General features: G+C 72.0%; 16 protein-coding genes. 9 read left to right on the top strand and 7 right to left on the bottom strand.

Translation table 11 applies throughout. From position 1 onward, the window contains the following. Positions 1-18: 18 nt before the first annotated feature. Both AB0O76_RS12135 and AB0O76_RS12130 read right to left on the bottom strand, forming a co-directional pair. The gene (locus AB0O76_RS12135; RefSeq protein ID WP_365488429.1) at positions 19-483 is read right to left on the bottom strand and encodes a hypothetical protein; all 465 of its coding nucleotides are present in this window, start codon (positions 481-483) and stop codon (positions 19-21) included. A 95-nt stretch (positions 484-578) separates the two neighbouring features. Further along, the gene (locus AB0O76_RS12130; RefSeq protein WP_365488426.1) at positions 579-1,799 is read right to left on the bottom strand and encodes a hypothetical protein; all 1,221 of its coding nucleotides are present in this window, start codon (positions 1,797-1,799) and stop codon (positions 579-581) included. 153 nt (positions 1,800-1,952) lie between these two features. On the opposite strand from AB0O76_RS12130, the gene AB0O76_RS12125 reads away from it, so the two are divergent. Together AB0O76_RS12125 and AB0O76_RS12120 are read left to right on the top strand one after the other, a co-directional pair. Beyond that, positions 1,953-2,672, top strand: coding sequence for a PDZ domain-containing protein (locus AB0O76_RS12125; protein ID WP_365488423.1), 720 nt, complete (start codon positions 1,953-1,955; stop codon positions 2,670-2,672). A gap of 110 nt (positions 2,673-2,782) precedes the next feature. Then, positions 2,783-3,916 (top strand): aminopeptidase P family protein, encoded by a 1,134-nt coding sequence (locus AB0O76_RS12120; protein ID WP_365488420.1) that lies wholly within the window; start codon positions 2,783-2,785, stop codon positions 3,914-3,916. 45 nt (positions 3,917-3,961) lie between these two features. On the opposite strand, the gene treZ is transcribed toward AB0O76_RS12120, so the two are convergent. After that, a complete protein-coding gene (gene treZ / locus AB0O76_RS12115; RefSeq protein WP_365488417.1) occupies positions 3,962-5,707 on the bottom strand; it encodes a malto-oligosyltrehalose trehalohydrolase in 1,746 nt (581 codons plus the stop codon). Between the two features lie 155 nt (positions 5,708-5,862). Between treZ and AB0O76_RS12110 the strand changes: the two genes are divergently transcribed. Continuing rightward, positions 5,863-6,414, top strand: coding sequence for a DUF1707 and FHA domain-containing protein (locus AB0O76_RS12110; RefSeq protein WP_365488414.1), 552 nt, complete (start codon positions 5,863-5,865; stop codon positions 6,412-6,414). Between the two features lie 40 nt (positions 6,415-6,454). On the opposite strand, the gene AB0O76_RS12105 is transcribed toward AB0O76_RS12110, so the two are convergent. Continuing rightward, positions 6,455-7,705, bottom strand: a complete 1,251-nt coding sequence (locus AB0O76_RS12105) for a M14 family zinc carboxypeptidase (RefSeq protein WP_365488411.1) — start codon at positions 7,703-7,705, stop codon at positions 6,455-6,457. Positions 7,706-8,194: 489 nt separating this feature from the next. On the opposite strand from AB0O76_RS12105, the gene AB0O76_RS12100 reads away from it, so the two are divergent. Then, entirely contained in the window at positions 8,195-9,130 is a 936-nt protein-coding gene (locus AB0O76_RS12100; RefSeq protein ID WP_365488408.1) for a cytochrome P450, read from the top strand. On the opposite strand, the gene treY is transcribed toward AB0O76_RS12100, so the two are convergent. Further along, on the bottom strand, positions 9,066-11,534 hold the full coding sequence (gene treY / locus AB0O76_RS12095; protein WP_365488405.1) for a malto-oligosyltrehalose synthase: 2,469 nt from the start codon (positions 11,532-11,534) through the stop codon (positions 9,066-9,068). The two genes, AB0O76_RS12100 and treY, sit on opposite strands and share 65 nt — an antisense overlap. An 81-nt stretch (positions 11,535-11,615) precedes the next feature. On the opposite strand from treY, the gene AB0O76_RS12090 reads away from it, so the two are divergent. Beyond that, positions 11,616-12,917 carry an MFS transporter gene (locus AB0O76_RS12090; protein ID WP_365488402.1) on the top strand — a complete coding sequence of 434 codons (1,302 nt, stop codon included), beginning with the start codon at positions 11,616-11,618 and terminating at the stop codon, positions 12,915-12,917. Here AB0O76_RS12090 and glgX read toward each other — a convergent pair. After that, positions 12,892-15,000, bottom strand: coding sequence for a glycogen debranching protein GlgX (gene glgX, locus AB0O76_RS12085; protein WP_365488399.1), 2,109 nt, complete (start codon positions 14,998-15,000; stop codon positions 12,892-12,894). The two genes, AB0O76_RS12090 and glgX, sit on opposite strands and share 26 nt — an antisense overlap. Before the next feature lie 196 nt (positions 15,001-15,196). Between glgX and AB0O76_RS12080 the strand changes: the two genes are divergently transcribed. The 4 genes from AB0O76_RS12080 (at position 15,197) to AB0O76_RS12065 (ending at position 19,549) form a co-directional block, all read left to right on the top strand. Continuing rightward, positions 15,197-15,967, top strand: a complete 771-nt coding sequence (locus AB0O76_RS12080) for a Tat pathway signal sequence domain protein (protein ID WP_365488396.1) — start codon at positions 15,197-15,199, stop codon at positions 15,965-15,967. A 61-nt stretch (positions 15,968-16,028) separates the two neighbouring features. After that, entirely contained in the window at positions 16,029-17,357 is a 1,329-nt protein-coding gene (locus AB0O76_RS12075; RefSeq protein ID WP_365488393.1) for a copper amine oxidase, read from the top strand. A gap of 103 nt (positions 17,358-17,460) precedes the next feature. Next, a complete protein-coding gene (locus AB0O76_RS12070; RefSeq protein ID WP_360766835.1) occupies positions 17,461-18,702 on the top strand; it encodes an SAV2148 family HEPN domain-containing protein in 1,242 nt (413 codons plus the stop codon). A gap of 112 nt (positions 18,703-18,814) precedes the next feature. Next, positions 18,815-19,549 (top strand): 3'-5' exonuclease, encoded by a 735-nt coding sequence (locus tag AB0O76_RS12065; protein ID WP_365488389.1) that lies wholly within the window; start codon positions 18,815-18,817, stop codon positions 19,547-19,549. A gap of 10 nt (positions 19,550-19,559) precedes the next feature. On the opposite strand, the gene AB0O76_RS12060 is transcribed toward AB0O76_RS12065, so the two are convergent. Beyond that, on the bottom strand, positions 19,560-20,414 hold the full coding sequence (locus tag AB0O76_RS12060) for an aminoglycoside phosphotransferase family protein (protein ID WP_365488386.1): 855 nt from the start codon (positions 20,412-20,414) through the stop codon (positions 19,560-19,562). Positions 20,415-20,603 lie beyond the last annotated feature (189 nt).

Raw genomic sequence — 20,603 nt, 5'->3', positions numbered from 1 at the left:
CCCGTTCCCGGCGGCGGGTCAGCCGGCCGCCTCGTCCAGCTCGGAGCGCCAGCGGCCCTGTTCCCGGTCGTAGTGCAGCGGCCCCTCGCTGAACCCCGTCAGATCGAGGCGGAGGAGTTCGTCGTATGCCTCACTTGGCAGGCCCGGCTCCAGGATCACCCGCAGGCCGGAGCCTCGGTCCTGGAGGACCAGCGGCCGGGGAGGAGCGGGATCGGCCTCGCCCGAGGACCGGCGTACGACATTCTTGAACGCCGCGTACGAGTCCTTGACCGCTTCCGCACCGAGCCCGCTGAGGAAGGCCTGCAGGGGGAGCGAGGCCAGCATGATCCAGGGGATGTCCGCCGCGCCCCGTTGGTCGACCGCGCGGCGCACCCGTGCCGTACGGACGCCCAGGCCCTCCAGGGCCGACACGAGCTCGTGCCGCAGATCGTCGGAGGCTTCCCGGTCCAGGAGCAGCTCCGCGGGCAGCGGCGCGTCGGTCATGTAGGCGATTCCTTCCCGGAGCTGGTCCAGGCCCCTCTCGGAGCCGAGTTCAGTCCCGCAGCCTAGAGGCGCCGGACGGGCTCGTGCGGGGAAACCTACGATTCCGCCGCCGCCCCGTCCACGGCCTTCCGCTCCAGCTCGGCGAGGCGCGAGCGTGCCGCCGCGCGGCCGTGCTCGGTGTCCTGCAGCGACACATGCAGCCGCTGGGCCCGTATCGCCTGGGTGTAGTCGCCGATGAGCGCCAACTCGACGCTGAGGAAGGTCAGTTGAGCCGCGTCGGGACCGGTGTCGTCCAGCTCGCGGATCAGATGGGAGCGGGCCGTCTCGATAAGACCGAGGTCGCGTGCGAGCTCCAGCCAGGTGGATTCCGGTTCGTCGTCGGGATCCACCCCGAAGTTGGAATCGTCGAACGAGCGAGCCCACGCGCGGACCTCGTCCGCCTCCTCGGGGAGCCCGGCGAGACCGCACCACGTGTCGTACGTCGTCTCGTGGACCTCCCGCAGCAGGGGCAGGTCCTCCGCGAGGCCGTAGAGGCCCACCAGGACGACCGCGAGCCGCAGTTCGTCGGACATCGACGCGCTCGCCTCGTGCTTCAGGAGGTGGCGCAGGAGGGCCCGGTCCGTGTTCCGCCGGTCGTACTGGGCGGCCCGCAGCGCCGCCACCCGGCGCGCGCGGCTCCCGGCCACCGCGTCCCAGGTCGCGCGGTCGCCGGTCCGCAGCAGGGCCAGGTCCGTGCGCCCCCTGGTGAGCACCTGCTCCCACAGGGGCGGGCGCGGGTGGGGGTCGAGGCGCCGGTACGCGAGATGCTCGACCGCGTTGAGCAGGAGGTGGTCCGGCTCGGTGCGCAGGAGCGCGGCGTGCAGGCGCGCGACGAGCTGCACGGGAGAGCGCTCCGGGAAACCGAGCGCGGCCCGCAGCTCGGCGCGGCGCGCGTCAAGGTCGGGCACGCAGTCCTCGCGGAAGTCACCCTCCGTGTCGGCGACTTCGGCCAGGATGCGCGCCTCGCCGTCGTCCGGCGAGAGCCTCACGTAGTCGTGCCAGCCGGGCAGGCCGACCAGGATCTCCAGGGCCTCGTCCACGCTGTCCCCGATGACCCCGGCGGAACCCTCGGAGTCGGCGTACAGCACGGCCCCGTCCGCGCACACGAAGTACGTGCCCCCGGAGTCGTCCCCCGCGATCGCCTCCAGCGGACCACCGGAGGCCAGGCGCACCTCTTCGACGTGGTCCGTCCGGGACAGGTCGAATGCGAAAGGGAACGCGGCCAGCTCGGCCAGACGCGGGTCCTGTCGCAGCAGACGCAGTGCACGTTCGGTCATGCTCCGAAAGTAACAGCGGCCACTGACAGCAGACCCACACCAGAGTTCTCATTCTTTGCTGCACACAATTCCCGAACGAGCGGGGCCTGCGTCACTCTTTCGGGGATCGTCGCGTGGCGTCACGCCGGGTAGGGCTGTGGCCGGAGGCGAGCCATGGAACAGACTGCGTTGCGTCCCAAGCCGATGCCCGGGCAGGAGTCCGGGAGCGGCCGTAGGTTCGGTATCGGAATCAAGCGGAGGCTCGGCAGTGCCGGCCGGAAGCCCGGCGCGGGCGGCAGTGGGCCCGGTGGAGGGCGGCGGCCGCATGCCGCCCGCAGGCGTGGCCGGCGGCTGCGGACTCTGCTCTTCGGGGTGTTCGTCTCGGCTGTCCTCGTGCTGTCGGGGGTGGGCCTCGGCACGGTCAGTGCCACCCTCATCGGCATGAGCAAGCTCGCCGAGATGCAGAAGTCGGCGGGTGCGCCCGGCGGAGGGCCGGGGGCTCCGGGTGGTCCTGCGGCGCCGGGGGCGTCCAAGCCCGGCGCTCCCGCGAAGCCCCTGGAGAAGGAGCCCGAGAAGGAGCCCGGCGAGGAGGCGGGCAAGGGGGAGGAGCCGGAGCAGGCCGTGTCGCGGCCCGCCATCGGCGTGGAAGCCGTGGACGCACCCGGCGGCCCCGGCGCGCTCCTTGTCGGCGTGCACAGCCCCGGGCCCGGCCACACCGCAGGTCTTGTACGCGGCGACGTACTCCTCGCCTTCGGCAAGACCCGCATCGGCTCCGCCAAGGGCCTAGCGGCCGCCGTGGCCGCCGCGGATCCGGGCAGGACCGTCACGCTGACCGTCCGCCACGAGAGCGGCGACCGGCAGTCCCTGTCGGTCACGCCCGGTTTCGTGACCTGATCGCGGCGGCGGGGAGCGGGTAATCGCCTCGCGGACGCGCGGCGGTGCGGGCAGGATCGGCATCAGGACCAACGCCGTACGCACGCAGCGAGCTGCCCTGGAGGAACCCGATGACCGGCAACCCCGGCACCCCCGCGCCCTTCACCGCCGACGACTACCGGGCCCGCATGGAGCGCGCCGCGGCCTCCGCGGCGGACGCGGGGCTCGCCGGGCTGCTCGTCGCGCCGGGCCCCGACCTCGTCTGGCTCACCGGCTATCAGCCGACCGCGGCCACCGAGCGGCTCACCGTCCTCGTGCTCGCCGCGGGCCAGGACCCGGTGCTCGTGGTGCCGACGCTCGAGGCCCCGGACGCCGAACGGGCGGCGGGCGCGAGCGCGCTCTCCCTGCGCGACTGGACCGACGGCAAGGATCCCTACGCCGTGACCGCGCCGCTCCTCGACGTGGACGGCCGCTTCGGGATCAGTGACAACGCCTGGGCGATGCACCTCATCGGCTTCCAGAAGGAGTTGCCCGGCACCTCCTACGCGTCCCTCACCGAAGCCCTCCCCATGCTCCGCGCGGTCAAGGACGCCGCGGAACTGGAGCGCCTCGCGGCTGCCGGTGCCGCCGCCGACGCGACGTACGAAGAAATCCAGAAGGTGCGCTTCGCCGGCCGCAAGGAGACCGACGTCGCGGCCGATCTCGCCGATCTGCTGCGGCGGTTCGGTCACTCCCAGGTCGACTTCACCGTCGTCGGCTCGGGACCGAACGGCGCCAATCCGCACCACGAGGCGGGCGATCGCGTCATCGAGCGCGGCGACATGGTCGTACTCGACTTCGGCGGCCTCATGCACGGCTACGGCTCGGACACCTCGCGCACGGTGCACGTCGGCGAGCCCGATGCCGAGGAGCAGCGTGTACACGACGTGGTGCGCGAGGCGCAGGCTGCGGGCTGCGCGGCGGTGCGGCCCGGGGCGGCCTGCCAGGACGTCGACCGGGCGGCCCGCGCGGTGATCACCGAGTTCGGCTACGGCGAGCACTTCATCCACCGCACCGGGCACGGCATCGGCGTCACCACCCATGAGCCGCCCTACATGATCGAGGGCGAGGAACTGCCGCTCGTGCCGGGCATGTGCTTCTCCGTGGAGCCCGGCATCTATCTGCCGGGCCGCTTCGGAGTGCGCATCGAGGACATCGTGACGGTGACTGAGGACGGCGGCCGACGGCTCAACGCCACCGCTCGCGAGCTGGCGATCGTCGACTGACCCGACTACCCGACCGACCCCCGCCGTCGGCCTCATGACGTCGGCTCATGGCGTCGCGACGACCGCGCACGACTCGGCGGGCAGCCGCAGCAGCCCGTCCGCGCCCGGCGCCGTGACCGGCTGCCACGCGGCGAGCACCCGCGCGCCCCGGCCTCCCACGGGGACGTCGGCCGCCTCCTTGCCGACGTTCACGGCGATCCGCAGATCGCCGCGCCGGACCGCGAACCACCGCGCCCGCTCGTCGTACGCGACCCGGACCGCCGCAAGATCGGGGTCGAGGAGGTCGACGCGGGAGCGCCGCAGGGCGATCAGTTGGCGGTGCCAGGCGAGCACGCGCGCGTGGGGATCGATCAGCGGCTCCGCCCAGTCGAGACAGGAGCGGTTCCGGGTGGCCGGGTCCTGGGGATCGGGGATCTCGGCCTCGTCCCAGCCGTGTTCCGCGAACTCCCGGCGTCTGCCCCGGCGCACGGCGTCCGCGAGTTCGGGGTCGGTGTGGTCGGTGAAGAACTGCCAGGGTGTCGCCGCGCCCCACTCCTCGCCCATGAACAGCATCGGCGTGAACGGCCCGGTGAGGGTGAGCGCGGCGGCGCAGGCGAGAAGACCGGGGGAGAGCGTCGAGGAGAGCCGGTCCCCTTGGGCGCGGTTGCCCACCTGGTCGTGGGTCTGCGTATAGCCGAGGAAGCGGTATCCGGGCGTGCGGACGCGGTCCACGGGGCGGCCGTGCCGGCGCCCACGGAACGTCGAGTACGTACCGTCGTGGAAGAAGCCACGGGTCAGCGTCTTGGCGAGCGCGGCGAAGGGCGCCTCTGCGAAGTCCGCGTAGTAGCCGTGCGATTCACCGGTGAGCGCCGCGTGCAGCGCGTGGTGGAAGTCGTCGTTCCACTGTGCGTGCAGGCCGAGGCCGCCCTCCGCGCGCGGGGTGACGGTCCGCGGGTCGCCCTGGTCCGACTCGGCGATCAGCGCGAGCGGTCTGCCGAGCTCGTCGGAGAGCTTGTCCACGGCGGCGGACAGTTCCTCCAGGAAGTGGCACGCGCGCGTGTCCCGCAGCGCGTGCACCGCGTCCAGGCGCAGACCGTCCAGACGGTAGTCGCGCAGCCAGGCGAGCGCGCTGCCGATCAGATACGCGCGGACCTCGTCCGAGCCGGGTGCGTCGAGGTTGACGGCGGCGCCCCACGGGGTCTGGTGGGTTTCCGTGAAGTACGGCCCGAACGCGGGCAGATGGTTGCCCGAAGGGCCGAGGTGGTTGTGCACCACGTCGAGCACGACACCGATGCCGTGCGCGTGCGCCGCGTCGACAAATCGTTTCAGTGCCTCGGGGCCGCCGTACGGCTCGTGCACGGCCCAGAGCGACACGCCCTCGTATCCCCAGCCGTGCCGCCCCGGGAACGGGCAGAGCGGCATCAACTCCACATGGCTGACGCCCAGTTCCGCGAGATGACCGAGCCGCCCGGCGGCCGAGTCGAGCGTGCCGTCCGGTGTGTACGTCCCCACGTGCAGCTCGTACAGGACGGCGTCCCGCACCCCGCGCCCCGCCCACGGCGCGCGCCACGCGTACCGCTCGTGGTCGACGACCGCGCTGAGCCCGTCGGGGCCGTCCGGCTGGCGCCGCGAGCGGGGATCGGGCAGGACGGGACCCCCGTCGAGCGAGAAGCCGTAGCGCGCCCCGTCCCGCGCCGCGACCTCCGCCGTCCACCACCCGGCGCGGCCGTCGGCGCGCTCCAGCGCGTGCGTGGCGTCGTCGCACTGCAGCGTGACCCGCTCGGCCTCCGGTGCCCACACCTCGAACTCCACTGACAGTTCCCCTCGTCCGTCTTCTCGTCCGTCTTCCTGCCCGTCGTACTGTCCCGTCCGTCAGTACGCCCGACCATCGTGCTTCAGAAGTGATCGGCCCGCGGTCGTTCCGCGTTTTCTGGACACCCCGGCCGACCTGCCCGACAATCACCAGGGTGACGTCGTCCTTGGAGATCCACACGTACCCCGCGCGGTTGACCGACGCCGAGCGCGACAGGGCGCTTGAGGTGCTCAGAGAAGGCGCTGCCCTCGGCAAGCTGTCGCACGAGACGTTCGTGCGGCGCATGGAGCTCGCGCTGGCCGCCCGGCAGCCCGACGAACTCGCGGCGCTCACCGCCGACCTGCGCACCGAGGGACGCTTCTCACGCATCGTGTTCGGCACCGTCGGCGCCGTATCCGGGTTCACCGTCCGGCTGCGCAGGGCCTGGCAGGCCGAGCGGCTGCCGAAGCTGCTGCTTCCGGTGCCGGGGAACCCGCATCCGCTGCGGATCGGTCGCGACCCGGCGAACGGCCTGCGGCTGAGCCACGAGACGGTGTCGCGGGTGCACGCCGAGCTGAGCCGGCAGGGCGGCACGTGGGTGCTGCGCGACCTCGGCTCGACCAATGGCACGTCCGTGAACGGCCGGAGGGTGATCGGCGCCGCCGTGGTGCAGGACGGCGATCAGGTGAGCTTCGGGACGATGGCGTTCCGGCTGGCCGTCTCCTGAAGCGTCGGCTGTTTCCTGAAGCAGGGGGGGCCGGGGCGGGTCAGTCGCTCCGCACGCGCGCGTGCCGCGCGGCAGCGACCGTCGTCCGTGACTGGTGCTCGACCTGGTGCTCGACCGGTACCCAACGGGCCTTGAACCGCTCGGCGAACGCGTCGCTCCAGTGCACGACGAGCCGTTCGAGCCGGGGAGCGGCCCGGTCGCCCGCCGCGTCCAGGACCCGCAGCGCCATCGCGGCCGCCCGCAGCGGCAATCGGCGCCCGAAGGCGTCGACGCTGCCGATGTACGCCATGGAGGTCCCCGCGGGCGGCAGCGTGTCCCAGTCGTCGGCGAGGCCGGGCACCAGGTCGAGCGCCCAGCGCGCCGCGCGCAGCAGCGGACCCTGCGCCCGCGGCAGTCGCGGCAGCGCATCGCCGAGAATCTCCTCGACGAGCCGGGCGTCGTGGCGCAGCCGCTGTGCCACGCCGCGCAGCGCCAGGACGGGGGCGGGATGGACCGCGAGGTCGTCCACGAGGTCGCTCGCCCACATCGGGACCTCGACGATCGCGGTCAGGCCGCCGTAGCGGTGCGCGTGATGCCAGGTGGTGTGCCGGGCGTCCTCGGGCAGGCTCGGATAGGCGGCCGCCGAGCCGGGGCCCGGCAGCACATGGACCCCCGGTCCCGACACCGGCCAGCCCGCGGCGTCCGAAGCCCCCGTCTCGACCGGGATGTGCAGCTCGGCCGCGGACTTGGCGAAGGGCTCGGCGAGCCCCGGGATATCCCTGGTCAGTTGCACCCAGCTGCCGCCCAGGTCGGTGCCGTGCAGGGAGACCTGCAAGTAGGGCCGCAGTTCGTCGATGACGCCGGTCAGGGCGCGGGTCTCGGGCGGCAGCCGGTCGGGCGGCAGCACGGAGGGCGACCACTCCGGCTGTTCCGGGCCCGCGGGCCGGAAGAAGTGCCGGTGGTAGTCGAGGAGGGTGCGCGGGGCGGGCGTGCGGTGCAGGGCCGCGCCGTCCGGATCGGCGCACAGGAGGAAGTGCCAGGAGGTGTCGGCGCGCAGGTCCTCGTCCCGCAGCGTCCACTCCGCGAGGTGCAGCAGCGTCGAACCGCCCGCCGGTTCGTTGGAGTGCGCGCCCGCGACGACCAGGACGGCGTGCGGGGAACGTCCGACGGACAGCAGGTACAGGGGCCGGCCCGCGCGCGAGGCGCCGACCTGGCGCAGGGTGCTCAACCCGGGGCGGTGTGCCGCCAACTCCCTTGCGGACAGCACCAGTTCGGTCACATTGGGATAGCGCTGCTCCGCCAGTTGACTCACCCCCGTCTTGTCCGCTGACGTATTGGGCAGTGCGCCACGGGGTCGGGCGGGTGTCAAGCGTCCGGCGCAGCGGTGTCACCGCGCCACGCCTGGCCTGCGTGCTCGCCTCACCCGAACGGTCGTACGGGAACTGCGTGCGGCGGCCCGTGGTGGTCCCCTGATACCCCAGGAAGCCCCTTGAAACCCCCACGCACGGCACCCGCCGCGCTGACCCAGAGGCGGTAGCCGGCGGTGCGTAGCCTTCCAGGCGTGAGCGGGATACCCCCGGCGTCGTCCCTGCCCGAATCTTGTGGCTCGGCCCCTCCTGGGCGCCGTCTGTCACCGGCTCCGCCGAGTTCGTCCTCAAACGCCGGACGGGCTGTTACTGCCTCGCCCAGTCTGTTGTCTCCCGGTTTCGAGCTTGATCCGTATCCGTTCTATCGCGTCCTCCGGGAGGACTTTCCGCTCGTTCGGGACGAGCTTTTCGGGGCCTGGCTGGTCAGTCGGTACGTGGATGTGCGGGCCGTGCTCGGGGACGTGGGGTTCGGTGCGCCGCCTCCGGAGAGAGGGCCCGGGCCCGTCGTGGGGCGGCGGGCCGTCGCGGCGGTCGATGCCGCCGTCGAGCGCACCGCCTACGTCCTGGCGCGGCGCATCGCGGGGCGCCGGGAGGTCGACCTCGTCGCCGAGTTCTGCGGGTGGCTGCCCGCCGCGGCCGCCGTCGCCGCGCTGGGGCTGCCCTACGAGGACGCCGCGCGCGTCCAGGAGTGGTGCCGCGCGGGCCTCACGGGGGTCGGCGACGCGGAGGGACACCCGGAGCTCGCGGGCCTGCTGCGCCCGCTCATCGCGCGGCGTCGGGCCCACCCCGGGGCGGACCTGCTGTCCGTGCTGTGCGACGCCCGGGTGGACGGGCGGCCGCTGTCCGACGAGACCGTCACACGCCTCGCCGGAACCCTCATCGGTGGCGGCGGCGAGGCCACCGCCCTCGCGCTCGCCTCGTTCCTCGCCAACCTCATCGACCACCCCGCACAGTTCGCGCTCGTCGGCGCCAGGCCCGAGCTGATACCGGGCGCCTGGACGGAGTCCCTGCGCCGTGATCCGCCCACGCCCGTGGTGCTGCGGCGCTCGACCGCGCCGATCGCCGTCGGCGGCACCACGCTCCCCGAGGGCGCCGTCGTGGCCTGCCTCGTCGGCGCCGCGGGCCGCGACCCGTACCGCTTCGCCGACCCCGACCGCTACGACATCTTCCGTGCGGAGCCGGAGAGCCTCGCGCTCGGCGGGGTCCCGTACCCGTGCCTCGGCACGACCCTGGCCGCCCTCACCGCCCAACGGGGCCTGCGGGCCCTGCTCGACGTCATGCCGGGCCTGCGCTGGGCGCCGGGCTTCAGGCCGATTCCTCAGGGGCTGACGACTCGGGCTCCCCGGATGCTTCTCGTACGTCCCGGTTGACCCGTTCCAGGAGCACCACCGGCAGCTCATCGAAAAGCTCCGCCACGCGCGCGTGCCCGGTGAACTCCCGCCCCGGAGTGAGCAGATCTGCCCACCGCCCCTCCGGAAGCACCAGTTCCGTCGAGCGCCAGCCGCCCGCGTCCGTGAGGCGCAGGGAGAGGCGCGTCACCGCCGTGACCACCTCTCCGGAGCGGGCGAAGGCGAAACAGTGCGTCGCGCCGGGGCCGCGCACCGACAGCGGCTCGTACGTCGCCGCGCCGCCGAACAGCTCGGGGCGCCGCCTGCGCAGCCGTAGCGAGGCCGCCGTCAGGGCCAGCTTCTCCTCCGAGAGGTCCCAGCGGTCACGGTGCTCCTCCAGGTGCTCCAGGACGTGCGGCTGGAACCGCACGGGCCGCCGGTTGTCCGGGTCCACCAGGGTGCGGCACTCACCCTCCGTGCCCTGGTACAGGTCGGGCACCCCCGGCATCGTCAGCTGGAGCAGCGTCGCCCCGAGGACGTTCGCCCGCACATGTGGCCGCAGCACGGCCGCGAACTCCGCCACCGTGTAGAGCGGCGGCCCGCACGGCCCCGCCTCCGCGAAGGCGGTCACGGCCTTCTCGTACGCCTCGTTCGGCTCGGTCCAGCTCGTGTGCAGGCCCGCCTCGCGCACATGCTTGAGCAGCGCCTGCTGCAGCCGCTCGTCGTAGGGGAAGCCGAACCCGACGGCCGTCTGCCAGGCAGCCCACGCCAGTTGGGGATCGGGGGCGCAGGTGCCACCCACCCGCGAGGTCTGCTCGGTGACCTCGACCAGGAGGTCGGCCCACCGCTGCGGGCACTGCGTGAGCACGGCGATCCCCGCCCGCACATCGGCGCTGCGCTTGGTGTCGTGCGTACTGAGCACCGTCCCCGTGTACGGCCAGTCGCGCTGCACGCGCGCGCAGTACGCGTGGAAGGCCTCCGGAGCCACCGCGGGCCGCTCGGGAGAGCCGCCCACCTCCGCGGACGACAGGAGCGGCGCGTGCCGGTAGAACGCGGTGTCCTCGACCGCCTTGGCCCGCAGCGCCGAAGCCGTCTGCGCGAACCGCGCCCGGAAGGCGTCGACTCCCGGACCCGACCCGATCCTGCCGAGCGCCAGGTCCCGTACGACATCGACTGCTTCGGCCTCCTCGCGCACGGTGAACGCCGCCTTGGCGTCGTCGGCGGCCGCCACCGTCAGGACCGAAGCCGGTTCGGCGCCTCCGGAGACGTACGGCCGGTAGACCGGAAGCCGGACGAGGAGCTCCTGGAGCGCGGTGCGCAGCGCCCACGGCGCGTGGTCGCGCAGCGCGGGGTGCGGGGCGCACAGCGCGGCCGCCTCGCGGGTGAGACGGTCGGTCTCGGCGGCCAGCTCATGGGTGATGACCTTGTACGCGGCCCGCCGCACCGTAGCCCCCCAGTCGCCGCCCCGGTCGGCGGGCGGCGCCGTGAACCGCCGGTACTGGCCGAGGAGTTCCCCGGCGCCCGCGGGGTCCGTGAACAGGCCGTCCAGGTGGCGCAGCGCGTCGTACCCGGTCGTGCCCGCGACGGGCCACGCGGCGGGAAGGCGTTCCCCGTCGGCGAGGATCTTCTCGACGACCGTCCAGCGCCCTCCGGTGGCCTCGTGCAGCCTCTGGAGGTACGCCCCCGGGTCCGCGAGGCCGTCGGGGTGGTCGATCCGCAGCCCCTCGACGACGCCCTCCCGCAGCAGTCCGAGCACTTTCCCGTGCGTCGCGTCGAACACCTCCGGGTCCTCGACGCGCACCCCGATGAGGTCCGAAATGGTGAAGAAGCGGCGGTAGTTGAGCTCCGTACGGGCAAGTCGCCACCAGCCGAGCCGGTACCACTGCGCGTCGAGCAGCTTCGGCAACGGCAGCTCCTCGGTGCCTTCCCGGAGCGGAAACGCGTGCTCCTGGTAGCGCAGGACGTCCCCGTCGACCCGCAGCCGCTCCAACTCGTCCCCGATGCCCCGCCCGAGGACCGGCAGGAGCACCCGTCCTCCGCCCGCCTCCCAGTCGATGTCGAACCAGCGTGCGCAGGGCGACGCAGGGCCTTCCCGGAGGGTCTCCCAGAGGGCGCGGTTGTGCCGCGGCACCGCCGCCATGTGGTTCGGCACGATGTCCACGACCAGGCCGATGCCGTGCGTCCGCGCGGTGCGCGAGAGCGCCCGCAGCCCCTCCTCGCCGCCCAGCTCGCCGCGCACGCGCGCGTGGTCCACGACGTCGTAGCCGTGCGTGGACCCCGGCACGGCTTCGAGCACTGGCGACAGATGCAGATGCGAGACACCGAGCGCGGCCAGATACGGCACGGCCGCCTCGGCGGCCGCGAACGGGAACTCCGGCTGGAGCTGCAGCCGGTAGGTGGCGGTGGGCGGCGGCGGAACCACGGGCACTGAGCGCTCTGGCGTCATGCGAACGTACGTACCCGCCCTGCGGGCTTTCGTGCCATCGACTCATGCGTTCGGCCGTCAGGTCGTCGCTAGCTTCGGACGATGGCTACAAAGGCACAGATCGCACGGGACGCAGAGCGCGCAGGGGACACGTCGGGCGGGCGAGGGCTTCTGGACGCCTACCGGGAAGTGATCGGGCACACCGGAGCGGCCCTTCCGGTGATCTCGTTCCTCGGCAGGCTCCCCGTGGCCATGATCCAGTTCGGCAGCGTCCTGCTGGTGACGGAGACCAGCGGATCGCTGGCCACCGGAGGCATCGTGGCGTGTGCGCTCGCCCTCGGCCAGGTGACCATGGGTCCGTTCGTCGGCCGCCTCGCGGACCGGCGCGGCCAGCGTTCCGTCGTGCTCGCCTTCTCGCTGCTCAACGCCGTGGCGATCGCCGCGTACACGCTCGGCGCCCTCCTGGAGCTGCCCACGCCCGCGCTCGTCGCCCTGGCCGTCCTCGCCGGCGCGAGCATCCCCGGGATCGGGCCGCTGGCCCGCGCCCGCGCCGTTCCGCTGGTCCGCCGAGCGGGCGGTGACGACCGCCTGGTCAACACCGTGCTGTCCCTGGAGAGCACCATGGACGAGCTGTCCTTCGTGCTCGGCCCCGCCTTGGTGGGCCTCGCGGCCGTCGCCGCCCACCCGGCGTACGCCTTCGGGGCGGCCGCGCTCCTGGTCGCCGTCTGCGGCACGGGCTTCGCGCTGCACCCCACAGGACGGACGGTGCCCGCCGCCGGGCAGCGGCCCCCACGCGCGCGTGGGGGCCGACACCGCCTCCCGCGCGAGGTCTATGTCGTACGCGTCGGGCTCGTCTTCCTGGGCGTCCTGCTCGGCGCCTGTGGAGCGGGCATCACGGCGCTCACCGAGGAGTTGGGGCAGCCGGGCCAGGCGGGGCTCGTCTACGCCGCCATGGGCGTGATGAGCGCCGTCGTGGGGCTCTCCATGGCCGCGCTGCCCGAGCGGTTCGGCCTGAACGCGCGCTGGCGCCTGGCCACGGCCGCCGCGGCGCTCCTGTCGCTGCCGCTGGTGTGGACGGACAGCATGACGGGCCTGTACCTCGTGGTGACCGTGTTCGGCGCCGTCTACGCACCGAACCTCATCACCGGCTTCGGCCTGACCGAGCGCGCCTGCCCGCCGGGGCGGCTCGCCGAGGGGATGACGTTCGCCGCGAGCGCCTTCGTCGGCGGCCAGGCGGTCACGCTCGCCGTCGCGGGACGCCTGGCCGAGTCGCACGGCCCCGGCGCGGCGTTCGCCCTCGGCAGCGCGGCCGCCGCCGTCGCCTTCTTGGTCGCGCTGGTCGCCCGCCCGGGGACCCGCGCCGGCGACACCGCCGAGGTCACGCCGGGCGCTGCAGGACCGTGAGGCTCCGGTCCGGGAGGGTGAGCCGCTCGCCGGCCCCCGCCTTCGGGCCGGTGTCCGGAGGCACACCGTCCGAGCGCGCGGTGTCGACCACGACCTGCCACTGGCGGCCGTGATTGACCGGCACCACGAACTCCAGGGGCTGATCGGACGCGTTGAACATCAGCAGGAACGAGTCGTCGGCGATCCGCTCGCCGCGCGTGCCGGGCTCCGAGATCGCGTTGCCGTTCAGGAACACCGTCAGCGCCCGCGCCTGCGACGCGTCCCAGTCCCGCTGCGTCATCTCCTCGCCTTCCGGGGTGAACCAGGCGATGTCGGAGAGCTCGTCGTGCGTGCCCTCGACCGGACGGCCGTGGAAGAAGCGCCTGCGCCGGAAGACGGGGTGATCGCGGCGCAGCCACGCCATCGCGCGCGTGAACGCCAGTTGCGTGCAGCCGTCCTGCGGCCAGCGCACCCAGGCGACTTCGTTGTCCTGGCAGTACGCGTTGTTGTTGCCGCCCTGGGTCCGTGCGAACTCGTCGCCGTGGCTGAGCATTGGCACGCCCTGGGAGAGCATCAGGGTCGCGATGAAGTTGCGCATCTGCCGCTCGCGCAGCTCAAGGACGTCCGGATCCTCCGTCTCGCCCTCGGCGCCGCAGTTCCACGACCGGTTGTGGCTCTCGCCGTCCCGGTTGCCCTCCCCGTTGGCGTCGTTGTGCTTGTGGTTGTACGCGACCAGGTCGTGCAGCGTGAAACCGTCGTGGCAGGTGGCGAAGTTGATCGACGCCAACGGGCGCCGCCCGTCGTCCTGATAGAGGTCCGAAGAGCCGGTGAGCCGGGACGCGAACTCCGCGAGCGTGCGCGGTTCACCCCGCCACATGTCTCGTACCGTGTCGCGGTACTTGCCGTTCCACTCCGTCCACATCGGCGGGAAATTGCCCACCTGATAGCCGCCCTCGCCGACGTCCCACGGCTCGGCGATCAGCTTCACCTGGCTCACCACCGGATCCTGCTGCACCAGATCGAAGAACGACGAAAGCCGGTCCACCTCGTGGAACTGCCGCGCGAGCGTCGCCGCGAGATCGAAGCGGAAGCCGTCCACGTGCATCTCCGTGACCCAGTACCGCAGCGAATCCATGATCAGCTGAAGCACGTGCGGGGAGCGCATCAGGAGCGAATTGCCCGTCCCCGTGGTGTCCGTGTAGTAGCGCTGATCGCCCGAGAGCCGGTAGTACGAGGCGTTGTCCAGGCCCCTGAAGGAGAGCGTCGGGCCCAGGTGGTTGCCCTCCGCCGTGTGGTTGTAGACGACGTCGAGGATCACCTCGATGTCCGCCTCGTGCAGCGCCTTCACGGCCTGCTTGAACTCCAGGACCTGCTCGCCCCGGTCGCCCCAGGACGCGTACGTGTTGTGGGGCGCGAAGAAGCCGATGGTGTTGTAGCCCCAGTAGTTGTTCAGGCCCATGTCGACCAGGCGGTGGTCGTTCACGAACTGATGGACCGGCATCAACTCGATCGCGGTGACGCCCAGTCGGGTGAGGTGGTCGATGACCGCCGGATGCGCGAGCGCCGCGTACGTGCCGCGCAGGTCCTCGGGCAGCTCCGGGTGGAGCATGGTCAGGCCCTTCACATGGGCCTCGTAGATCACCGTTTCGTTGTACGGGGTGCGCGGCGGCCGGTCGTCGCCCCAGTCGAAGTACGGATTGACCACCACGGAGGTCATCATGTGCGGCGCCGAGTCCATGTCGTTGCGCTTGTCCGGGGCCCCGAAGCGGTAGCCGTACACCTCCTCGCCCCAGTCGATACGGCCGCTGACCGCCCGCGCGTACGGATCGAGCAGCAGCTTCGCGGAGTTGCAGCGGTGCCCGCGCGCGGGCGCGTACGGGCCGTGCACCCGGAAGCCGTAGCGCTGCCCCGGCATCACGCCCGGCACGTACGCGTGGAGCACGAACGCGTCGGACTCGCGCAGCTCGACGGCGGTCTCCGAGCCGTCGTCGTGCAACAAGCAGAGCTCTACGCGGTCGGCGGCCTCGGAGAAGACCGCGAAATTCGTCCCGGCGCCGTCGTACGTGGCACCCAGTGGATACGCCTGCCCTGGCCACACCTGCATGCATATGACTCTTCCACTACCGCCCCCTCGGCCCGGGGTCACTTTGGCCAGAGTCTCCCCGAAAGTGGGGCAACCACCCAGGAGTTGAGGCCGTCTAACGAGCCGACCACAAACTCGTTATGCCCATTCGTGGGGACACCAGGGGAAGTAGGGGGAGGATGTGCGCGAAATAGTCAGACGCCATCTGGGAAAGGTGATGGCGGGAGCCGCGGTCGCCGTGGCGGCCACCGCCGTGATGGTGGGAGTCACACTGCCGGGATCGGCCGGGGCGGGGGAGTCCCGGGATCAGGACCGCAGTGCGGCCGCGGGCGCGGCACAGCAGGACGCCGTGCCCAAGGACGGCGTCGTCGAGGCCGCTCCCGAAGAGGGCGAAAAGGGCGTCGGCAGCGATCCGTTGACCGACGACGAGATGAAACGGGCCGAGAAGATCGCCATGGGCGGCGGCGATCTGCGGAGGTCGGCCAGGGACGTGGAGGGCGACCGCGGCCCGCAGCTCCTGAGCAGCAACCTGAGCGAGGCGGACCCGACCGAGGCCGTCGACGCCGAGCGGCCGCGCCGCGCGGAGATCGTCTACTACGACTACAAGGACGACGCGCTGGTCACCAAGACGGTCAACCTCGACACCGGCAAGGTGGAGGACTCCGATACCTCGCACGGCGTCCAGCCGCCCGCGGCCAGGGACGAACTGAACGAGGCCGCCCAGCTGTTGATCGCCGACCCGCTCGGCAAGGACCTCAAGAGCGACTACAAGAACGCCATGGGCAAGGAGCTCACCTCGCCCGACCAGCTGCGGCTCAGCGCCTTCGTCTTCCACAAGGAGACCGTCGAGCAACTGCCCGCCGGGCTGGCCAAATGCGGCGAACACCGCTGCCTCAGCATCGTCAGCAAGGTCGTCAACGGCCCCTGGATCGACACCCGTGACCTGATCGTCGACCTGAGCGCCCGCACCGTCACCCGCCTTCGCTGAGCGGCCCGAAGCGACCCGCTCCGGACCCATCTCACTTCCCGTACAAGGGAGTTCGACCCGTATGCACGTGAACAGACTCACGCGCGCCCGCAAGCGCGCCTCCATCGGCCTTGCGGTCACCGCGCTCATAGGCACCGTCATGACCGCGGCAGGACCGGCCGGTGCCGCCCCGCAGTCCTCCAAGGACGCCCCCGCGGCCCCCGCGCCTGCCTGCAGCGCCGACTACCGCATCGAGCAGACCGTCGACGGCGGCACCACCTGGCGCATGTGCTGGCACTACAACACCAACGCCGGTCTCGTCCTCGACAACATCTCGTACCAGCCGAAGAACGAGCCCAAGCCGATCCCCGTCCTCACCAGCGCCCGGCTGGCGCAGGTCCACGTCCCCTACGACGACGGCGAGGACGAGTACCAGGACATCACCGGCGCCTCGTTCGGCACGGACCTGCTGCCCCTCAAGCCCGCCGAGTGCCCCGGCGGCACCATCAAAACCGTCAAGGTGGCGGGATCGCCCATCCCCGGCGGCAAGGTGAAGGGCCTGTGCACCACCACGCGCGCGCGGGGCCACGCGTACCGCATGACAGAGGACATCTATCAGAACCCGAACAAGACCTACCAGGCGCAGGGCAAGGACCTGCTGATCTACACCGTCAACCAGGCCTCCTGGTACGAGTACATCACCGAGTGGCGCTTCTCGTCGGACGGCACCATCACGTCCAACGTCGGTGCCACCGGCAGCCTTTCGCCCAGCGACTTCGACGGCACGGACGGCAAGGGCTGGCCCATCGGCAAGGGCGCCAGCGACTACGCGGAGAGCCACAGCCACAACGTCTCCTGGCGCCTCAACTTCGGCCTGGACGGCTCCCCGAAGTCGAAGGTCGAGCAGTACGACTCCCAGGTGACGGCACCCACCGGGCGGGGCAAGCCCAAGACGAAGACGACGCGTACGCCCGTCACCAAGGAACTCATCGGCGACGTCAAGGGCATGCGCTGGTGGCGCATGGTGAGCACGGCTGGAAAGAACAAGGACGGACATCCCCGTTCGTACGAGATCGTGCCCGGCCACACCGTCAAGCACCCCGGGCGCAACTACAGCAACCACGATGTGTACTTCACCGAGTACAAGAAGTGTGAGAAGTACACCAGCGACAATCTGTCCGAGAACTGCGGCCCGAAGAGCGTCGACAAGTGGGTGAACGGCCAGACCCTGAAGCACCCCGTCACCTGGGTCAACATCGGCTTCCACCACATCGCGCGGGACGAGGACCAGCAGCCCATGCCGGTCCACTGGCAGGGCTTCTCGCTGGCCCCGCGTGACGTGACCGCTATGAATCCGCTCACTCCCGCCGACCTCGCCGACAAGAACGGCAATACGGAAGGCGGTAGTTGAGAAAGCACCCTCCCCATCCTGCTGCACCGGCCGCCGCTCCCGGAGTACCCTTCCTTGATCGTTGAACGGGGGAGTGCTCGGGGGAGCGGAAGGGGTGCGCTGGGTGAGCTCGGGAGGGCGGGAACTGCCCCCTGGTGACGAGGGTCACGAGGGGGGTTCCGCGGACGGCCCGCCCGGAGCGGTGTCCTTGGCGCGGCCGATGGAGATGGGATCCCAGATCGGACCCGAACTGGACTGGGGCGCCGACGCCTGGCGCGAGGTGCGTACGCGCGCCCAGCGCGCCGGGCGGGCCTACATCTGGCTGAACCTCGTGGAGCAGCGGCTGCGCGCCGTCGTGGCCGCTGTGCTCCGCCCCATCTACGAACCCGTCCACGCCGACGACTGGGTGGTCGCGGCCGCGGGGCCCGCGGGACAGGAGTGGGTGCAGCGGGCCGTCGCCGTACGCGAAGTGAGCCGCCGCAAGGGCTACTTGCTCGACCCGGCCGACGACAACGTGCTCAGCTTCCTCACGCTGCCCCAGCTGCGCGAGCTGATGGTGCAGCACTGGCCGTGCTTCGAGCCCTACTTCGACGACCGCCGCGACGTCGAACTGGCCCTGGACGAGCTGGAAGTCACCCGCAACGTCGTCTCCCGCAACCGCGCCCTGTCCGAGACGGTGCTCGCCCAGGCGGAGCGCGCGTCGTCCAGGCTCCTGGACATACTCGGCGCGGGCACCGACGCGCCGTCCGCGCGCCGGCTGCCCGTGGACGCCGTCGAGTCCCTGGTCGGCGACCGGTACGCCGATGTGGTGGGCGTGCACTCGGACCGGGTGCGGCTCCTCACGCAGTTCCCCGCCGAGGACATCTTCGGCGGGGCCAGGCGTCTCGACGCGATCGGGATAGGCCTCAACCTCCTGGTGCAGAACTTCTCCGGCCGCCGCCTGGTGCGGCTCGCGGAGTCCGGCTGCCGGGTGCGGCTGCTCTTCCTCAACCCGGCGAGCAGCGCGGTCCGGCGCAGGGAGCGCGAGCTCGGCCTGAAGAAGGGCGAGCTGAGCCGCTCCGTCGAGATGAACATCCTGCACATGCGCCGGGTGCGGGCCCGGCTTCGCGACCCGGGCGCCTTCGAGATCCAGGTGTTCGACGAGACGCCGCGCTTCACCGCGTATCTGGTCGACGGGGACGGCGCGGACGGTGTCGCGGTCGTCCAGTCGTATCTGCGCAGGACGCGGGGGATGGAGGCGCCGGTGCTCGTGCTGCGCGGCGGACGCCGGGTGGTGAAAGCGGGCGAGCCGGGTGAAAGCGGACTCTTCGAGACGTATCGGGAGGAGTTCGAACTGGCGTGGGCCGACTCGCGGCCGGTCTCCTGAGCCGCTGCCGGGCCGCCCCGCACGGTCAAGCGGAACGCAGCCCTCTGATTGTCAGTGGCGCGTGGGATCGTGGTGGTCATTGGGGGAACGCACCACAGAGAAGGGGGCGGCCATGGGCTGGCACCGGGAGCTGCTGATCGGATTCGACCTGGAGACGACAGGGACGGATCCGAGCGAGGCACGCATCGTCACGGGGGCGGTGATCGAGGTCAAGGCCGACGAGGTCCTGGGACGCAGGGAGTGGCTGGCCGATCCGGGGGTCGAGATCCCCGAGGAAGCGGTGGCGGTCCACGGCATCTCGAACGAACGGGCGGCGGCGGACGGCAGACCGGCCGCTGAGGTCGCCGAAGCGCTGGCGGGTGTCCTCACCTCGTACTGGCAGGCGGGCGTGCCGGTCGTGGCGTACAACGCGACGTTCGACCTGAACCTGCTCTCCGCGGAACTGCGGCGGCACGGACTGCCGTCGCTGCGCGAGCGCCTGGGCGGCGCGGAGCCGGCGCCGGTCATCGATCCGTACACGATCGACCGTTCCGTCGAGCGCTACCGCAAGGGCAAGCGCAACCTCGAAGCGGTCTGCACGGAGTACGGCGTGGTCCTGGAGTCGGCCCATGACGCCATGTCGGACGCCCTGGCCGCGGCGCGGCTCGCCACCGCGATAGCCACCCGCCACCCCAAGCTCGCCGCCTTCGGCCCCGCGGAACTGCACCGTCGCCAGATCGACTGGTACGCGGAGTGGGCGGCGGACTTCCAGAACTTCCTGCGCCGCAAGGGCAATGCGGACGCGGTGGTGGACGGCACCTGGCCGCTGCGGGAGGAGTTCAGCCTTTCCGGCCGGTCCGGCGTCTGAGGGAGCTCCCTCAGAAGGGATACCACCGCACGGCTGAGTCCCCGTCACGGAGCGAGGCGACGCGGCGCCGGAACTCGGCAAGGGCCTTCGGATTGGTCGGCGCGTGCTGGGCGACCCACGCACAGCTTGCGGTCTCCCGGGCTCCCCGGAGCACCGCACACCCCTCCCACTCCCGCACGTCCCAGCCGTACTCGGCGACGAACCCGTCGTACGCCTCGGCCGGCAGGCCGTACCGGTCGCGGGACAGCGCCATCACCACCAGGTCGTGCTCCCGCAGATCGGAGGAGAACGTCTCCAGGTCCGCGAGGACCGGCCCTTCCGGGCCCACGAGGACATTGCGGGGCAGCGCGTCCCCGTGGATGGGTCCTGGCGGCAGCTGCGGGGTGAGCGCGGCGGCGGCCGCGGCGAAGCCGTCCCGCCGCTCCCGCAGATAGTCCGCATCCTCGCGGTCGATCGCGGAGCCGGCGAGGCGCAGCCAGCGCTCGACACCGCCGAGCAGTTCGCGGCGCGGCAGTTCGAAGGAGGGGGCGGGCAGTGCGTGCACCAGACGCAGCAGCGCGGCGAGGTCGCGCGGCTCGGCGGGGCGCGCGGCCGGCGGAAGCCGGTGCCAGAGCGTCACCGGATGGCCGTCCACCAGGCGGGGTTGGCCCTCCGCCGCCCGCACCGCAGGCACACCGGACGCCTCAAGCCACTGGGCGACGCGCAGTTCACGCCGCGCGCGGTCGAGCAGCTCGGGGGCGTCGCGGCCGACCTTGACGACCAGCTCGCCGCTGCCGAACACCGCGTTCTCGCCGAGGGCGAGCAGCTCGGCGTCCCGTTCCAGACCCGCCGCGCCCAGTACGTCCCGTGCCCGCGCCTCGTCCATCCCATTGCCTCCCGCACCACGTGCCCCGCTCGCCGACAGTCTCGCATTCGCACTGGCCAAGTGGCGTGCGAGGGCGGCCCGTGAGCTCTGCGTACCTGCTTGACGTATCAAGATCCCATCAGCACGATGACGGGGGCCGCCTGGGCGGCCATACCCCGATGAGCCGCCCAAAGGAGCCGATTCCGTGAC

Origin of the sequence: Streptomyces sp. NPDC086554, from assembly GCF_040686095.1 — a bacterium.
Classification (GTDB): Bacteria; Actinomycetota; Actinomycetes; order Streptomycetales; family Streptomycetaceae; genus Streptomyces.
This window is presented reverse-complemented; position numbering and strand designations above follow the sequence as displayed.